We start from the raw sequence: 5,333 nt of genomic DNA on the forward strand, positions 1-5,333 counted from the left end.
TGGCGATGAGGCGGAGGTCGATTCTAGGATCGAAGTGCGTCGCGTCCAGGTTAACGACCCCGTCGCACCCGGCCGCGCCCGGGAATCCATCGCAGCCCCACCAGTTATTCATCGCCACGACGGTCGTCGTGTTCTGGCGGGCGAACCCCGTGCCGTTGTTGTGGAACCGGCTCAAGCTCACCGTAACGTTCGCGGTGTTTCCGGCGGCGATACCGTCACCCGTGTTGCCGCCGGTGCCGCCCGAGTTCCCCGCGATGTTGGTTCCAGAAATGGTCGCAGTTGATGTATTGATAATGTAAACGCCACCACCCTGATCTCCGGCCTGATTGCTCGTGATGGCACTGTTTTGGATCGTGACCGTGGACGCTAGCTCGGCCGAGATGCCGCCGCCATCATCAGTGGGGGCTCCAGTGTCATTCGCGATATTGCCGGAGACGAGGCTCCCCAACAGGTTCAGAGTACAGTTGATACACCGAATCCCGCCGCCCTCGCTAGTCGTACTGTTACCGGAAACGGTCGCACTCGAGAGCGTTAACTGGCCGGTGCTCTTGTAAATGCCGCCCCCCGATGTCGCCTGGTTGTTGGCGACGGTAGTATTCGAGATGGTGATATTGGACGCGACATTCGAGAAGACGCCGCCGCCGTCACCGGCAATCGTGCCGTGTCGGATTGTGACCCCACTGAACGTCACGGAAACTGCCGCAACAACGTCAAACACGCGATCGATCCCCGTACCGGGCGACACACCTGCTTGAATGATGCTTCCGCTGTTACCCTGGATCGTGAGGGCATCCGTTATGTCGAGGTCGCCGGTTGCCGAAGCATTCTCTCCCTGACCCATAATCGTCAAGGTGTACGTACTTCCCGGGGAGGCGAATGTGATCATGTCCGCGCCTGCCGCCGCGTTCGCGGCGATGATGGCTTCGCGCAGGGAGCAGTCTCCGATCGCGCAGCCATCCGGCGCCGGGTCGTCGGTCCTTGTGACCACGAAAGTTGTCTGCGCCAGCGCCGCGGTCGGCGCGACGACAAGCCAGATCAGTGCCGCGAGGACGGGTCCGGCTAGCCGGGAACCCAGACTCGCGCGACGTCGGCGCTCGATGATTCGATCGGACTGAATTCGCTGGCTGCGGCTTCGCATGATCTTCCCTCCCCGCGACACAATTAGACCGGCAAGACGTCTGTATATCGTCTTGACCCCCCTCTTGGCAAGTGGCGTAAATAGTGTGTTTTTCTCGTTCATATGCACGAACTTCCACAGCCTAGGCAGTGGGGCACCTCACACCTCCGAGTATGCTACCCTCCGGCGAATGATCATCGACGCGCACGCGCACGTTCTCGCCCCTCCCGAGCTCTACGCGTTCATGAATCGACTGATGGCGAGCCGTGGCGCCCACGGCTGGGCGGTCCCCGACATCCCCGACGAGGCCTACGAGAAACAAAACCGTCGGCTTCTCGGCATCATGGATCGTGTCGGGACGGACATGCAGCTCCTGTCTCCACGCCCGTTCCAGTCGTTCCACGCCGAGGAGCCCGCTTCGATGGTTTTCCAGTGGATGGGTCTCGTAAACGATGCGATCGAACGGATCTGTACGATGCATCCCGATCGATTTCGAGGCGTGGCCGGGCTCCCCGAAGCACCTCGAACGACTCCGAAAGACTGGCTGGACGAGGCGCGGCGATGCATCGAGGAAAAGGGGTTCGTTGGCGTTCTCCTCAACCCCGACCCGAGCGAGGGCATGAACGCAACCCCGACGCTCGGCGACGAGTGGTGGTACCCGCTCTACGAGTGGCTTCAGGCGAACGAAGTTCCCGCGCTGGTCCACTCGACGGCATGCCGCAACGGTCGCGAAGACTACAGTTCCCACTTCATCACCGAGGAGAGCATCGCCGTCCTTTCCCTGCTCCGCTCGCGCGTGCTCCTCGATTTCCCTCGGCTCAAGCTCGTCATCAGCCACGGCGGTGGCTCGGTGCCGTATCAGGTGGGTCGCTGGACGGCCGAGAGCGTCCATCCCCTGTTCAAACAGAATCGTGCCATCGATGAGCCCTTTTACGAGAGCATGAGGCGGCTCTACTATGACTCCTGCATCTATCACCAGGAGTCCATCGAGCTCCTCATCCGGCTCGTGGGCTCCGACCGCGTGCTCTTCGGGACGGAAAAGCCGGGAAGCGGCTCGGCTCCCGATCCGCGAACGGGTCGAGAGCTCGATGACCTGAAGCCCGTCGTGGAAAGCATCTCCTGGTTGACCGACGACGATCGCGAGCGGATCTTCGAGAAGAACGCCCGCACGGTCTACACCCGGATTGGATGATGGCCGACATCGTGCTCGGGATGGGCACGTCCCACACGCCGATGCTCTTCACGCCACCCGAGGACTGGCCGAAGTTCGAGACGAGAGACCGCTCGGCCACGCTTCTCGACCAGAACGGCGAGCCGAGGACGTTCGACGAGCTTCAGGCAGCCGCGCGAATCGACATTTCGGTCGATGGACAGCGCGACGCCTATCTCGCCTGCCAGAGGCACCTCGACCGGCTGGCCGCGGCGCTCGCCGAAAGCGAGCTCGATGTCGTCGTCATCATCGGAGACGATCAGAAGGAGCTCTTTCAGGATGAGAACCTTCCCGCGGTACTGGTCTACTGGGGTGAGACGATCGACAATAAATGCCGAGCCCCCAAATCGGGAGAGCCTGCGTGGTGGAGCGCGGCACTGGCGCATTACTACGGACGAGGCGGCGATGAGACCTTTCCCGTGGCCTCGGCGCTTGGGCTCCACCTCATCGAGACCTTGATGGAGCAAGACTTCGACGTGGCCCAGTCGAAGAAGCTGCCGAAAGACCAGGGAGAAGGTCACGCCTTCGGCTTCGTGCACGCGCGGCTCATGGAATACCGGCCGATCCCGGTGGTGCCCGTGTTCCTCAACACGTACTACCCTCCCAATCAGCCCACGCCAAAACGGTGCCTGCAGCTCGGCCGCGTGCTCCGAGACGCGGTGAGCGGATGGCGCGACGGCGCACGGGTTGGCGTGGTAGCCTCGGGAGGGCTCAGCCACTTCGTCATCGACGAGGAGCTGGATCGGGGCGTCCTCCGGGCGCTCGGCGAGGGCGATGCCGCGACGCTCGCCGCGCTTCCTCGCGAAAAGCTCAACTCGGGAACATCGGAAATCAGGAACTGGATCACGATGTACGGCGCTGCGGCGCATCTGACGCCCGAGTGGATCGAGTACGTGCCTTGCTACCGAACCAGAGCGGGCACCGGGACGGGGTGCGCCTTCGGTTTGTGGAAATGACACCGATCGAACGATGGCTCACGCTCGACACGGGTGCGGTGTCGGACGCGCTCGACAAGCTGGGTCTCGCCGGAGTAGTTTCGGGCATCCGCCCTCTAACCGGGCCAACGAAGATCGCGGGCCGAGTCGTGACCGTCAAGCTCGTCGAGGCGATCGGCCCCCGAGCTCACCGCCACTTGTGCACGGCCGCGATCGAGGCGGCCGAGCCCGGAGACGTGATCGTCGTCGAGCACCGAACCCGAGACGATTGCGCCGGGTGGGGCGGGCTCCTCTCCGCCGCTGCGAAGACACGTGGTCTCTCCGGCACCCTCGTCGATGGAGCCGTGCGGGATGTGGACGAGAGCCGCGAGCTGGGATACCCGGTGTTCGCACGAGCCGCCGTGCCGAAGACGGCGCGGGGACGTATCGTGGAGGACTCCTGGAACCTGACGGTCACGATTGGAGAGATCGAAGTCCATCCCGGCGACCTCGTGATTGCCGATTCGAGCGGTGTCGTCTTCGTGGGCGCGGCACGGGAGCGCGATGTCTTCGAAGCCGCGGAAGCGATTGCGCGGCGGGAGCACCGAATGGCTGAAGCGGTTCGGGCGGGAACGCCGGTTAGCCAAGTTTTGGGGGACGACTACGAATGGATGACGAGCTCGAAACCTTGAAAACGCTCTCGACGACGACGGTGAGCGACGCGCTCGACCGGCTTGGCATCTTCGGGCAGTGCCTAGGGCTCAAGCCGCTCGACCTCGACTTTCGTCTGTGCGGGCGCGCTTTCACGATGCGGACTCTTCCCGTGGCGACGGACGTGGGAACGGTCGGAGACTACATCGACGACGTTCCGCCCGGGGAAATCGTGGCGATCGACAACGGTGGACGGCAGGATCAGACGGTCTGGGGCGACATCCTCACCCTGGTGGCATCCAAGCGGGGCGTCGGCGGCACCGTGATCGACGGAGTCTGCCGCGACGTCAAGAGAAGCCTCGAGGTGAGGTATCCGATCTTCAGCCGCGGCTGGTCGATGCGCACCGGCAAGGACCGGGTGCAACTCGATGGGTTGAACGTCACCATCGCCATCGGCGGGGCACGGGTGAGCCCGGGCGATTTTTTGCTCGGCGATGCCGACGGGGTCGTGGCCGTCCCCCGGACGAGAGCCCGCGACGTCATCGCCCAGGCGAAGGCGATCGAGGCGGCTGAAGACCGAATCCGTGAAGCGGTCCAGGGCGGCATGCGGCTCGACGAGGCACGAAAGAAGTTCAAATACTTCAAGCTTCAGAGCAGGGAGTCGTGAGCCAAACGAGCGCGTTCGGCAGCGCCACGCTTCACGAAGCGGCGGGACAGATCGGTGCCCTGCCCTCGGTCATCAAGCCCATTGACCCCGGGATGCGAGTTCACGGTCCAGCCTTCACCGCACGCTCGGCGCCCCGGAACAATCTCTGGCTCCACCGCGCGCTCGCTACCGCAGCGCCCGGCGACGTGATCGTGGCGGAAGTCGGCGGTTGGTACGAAGCGGGATACTGGGGTGAGATCATGACCGTTGCCGCCCAGACCCGGGAGATCGCCGGTCTCGTTCTCGACGGCTGCGTTCGCGACGTGGAGCAGATCGCGTCATGCGGTTTTCCCGTGTTCTCCCGAGGCGCATGCATTCGTGGCACGAGCAAGGATCCTGAATCGTCCGGCGCACTGGGAGAGCCCATCACGCTTGGGGAGGTCACCATCCATCCGGGCGATCTCGTGGTGGGAGATGCCGATGGGGTTGTCATCGTGCCCAGCGTTGCCATCGACGAGGTGCTCGCGAAGGCGCGGGAGCGCGAGTCGAACGAGGCGGAAATCATGAACCGCCTGCGCCGGGGCGAGACGACGCTCGACATATACGGCTTTCGGTAAAGTGAGCTTCGTCTTCGATCCGTACGGGCCTCGAGTCCACGCCGACCCGTTCCCTCTTTACAAAGTGCTTCGCGACGAGCATCCGGCCTACTACAGCGAGCCCGGAGGCTTTTGGGTTCTCTCGCGCTACGCCGACGTCGTCAGCGCCGTCCTGGACACGGTTGCCTTCTCCTCCGCG

General features: G+C 63.7%; 6 protein-coding genes. 5 read left to right on the forward strand and 1 reads right to left on the reverse strand.

The window, feature by feature from the left end:
* Nucleotides 1-1,240: right-handed parallel beta-helix repeat-containing protein (locus VEK15_11565; protein ID HXV61325.1), on the reverse strand; the 1,240-nt coding region annotated here is incomplete at its 3' end.
* A 67-nt stretch (nt 1,241-1,307) separates the two neighbouring features.
* Here VEK15_11565 and VEK15_11570 point away from each other — a divergent pair.
* The 5 genes from VEK15_11570 to VEK15_11590 are packed head-to-tail and all read left to right on the forward strand — an operon-like array spanning nt 1,308 to nt 5,155.
* The gene (locus VEK15_11570) at nt 1,308-2,309 is read left to right on the forward strand and encodes an amidohydrolase family protein (GenBank protein ID HXV61326.1); all 1,002 of its coding nucleotides are present in this window, start codon (nt 1,308-1,310) and stop codon (nt 2,307-2,309) included.
* A complete protein-coding gene (locus tag VEK15_11575) occupies nt 2,306-3,283 on the forward strand; it encodes an extradiol ring-cleavage dioxygenase (protein HXV61327.1) in 978 nt (325 codons plus the stop codon). The genes VEK15_11570 and VEK15_11575 overlap by 4 nt, the downstream gene beginning before the upstream one ends.
* Nucleotides 3,280-3,933 (forward strand): RraA family protein, encoded by a 654-nt coding sequence (locus VEK15_11580; GenBank protein ID HXV61328.1) that lies wholly within the window; start codon nt 3,280-3,282, stop codon nt 3,931-3,933. The genes VEK15_11575 and VEK15_11580 overlap by 4 nt, the downstream gene beginning before the upstream one ends.
* Nucleotides 3,909-4,559, forward strand: a complete 651-nt coding sequence (locus VEK15_11585; GenBank protein ID HXV61329.1) for an RraA family protein — start codon at nt 3,909-3,911, stop codon at nt 4,557-4,559. The genes VEK15_11580 and VEK15_11585 overlap by 25 nt, the downstream gene beginning before the upstream one ends.
* Nucleotides 4,556-5,155: an RraA family protein gene (locus VEK15_11590; GenBank protein ID HXV61330.1), complete on the forward strand. Its 600-nt coding sequence runs from the start codon at nt 4,556-4,558 to the stop codon at nt 5,153-5,155. The genes VEK15_11585 and VEK15_11590 overlap by 4 nt, the downstream gene beginning before the upstream one ends.
* Nucleotides 5,156-5,333 lie beyond the last annotated feature (178 nt).

It is taken from the genome of Vicinamibacteria bacterium, assembly GCA_035620555.1.
GTDB lineage: Bacteria > Acidobacteriota > Vicinamibacteria > Marinacidobacterales > SMYC01 > DASPGQ01.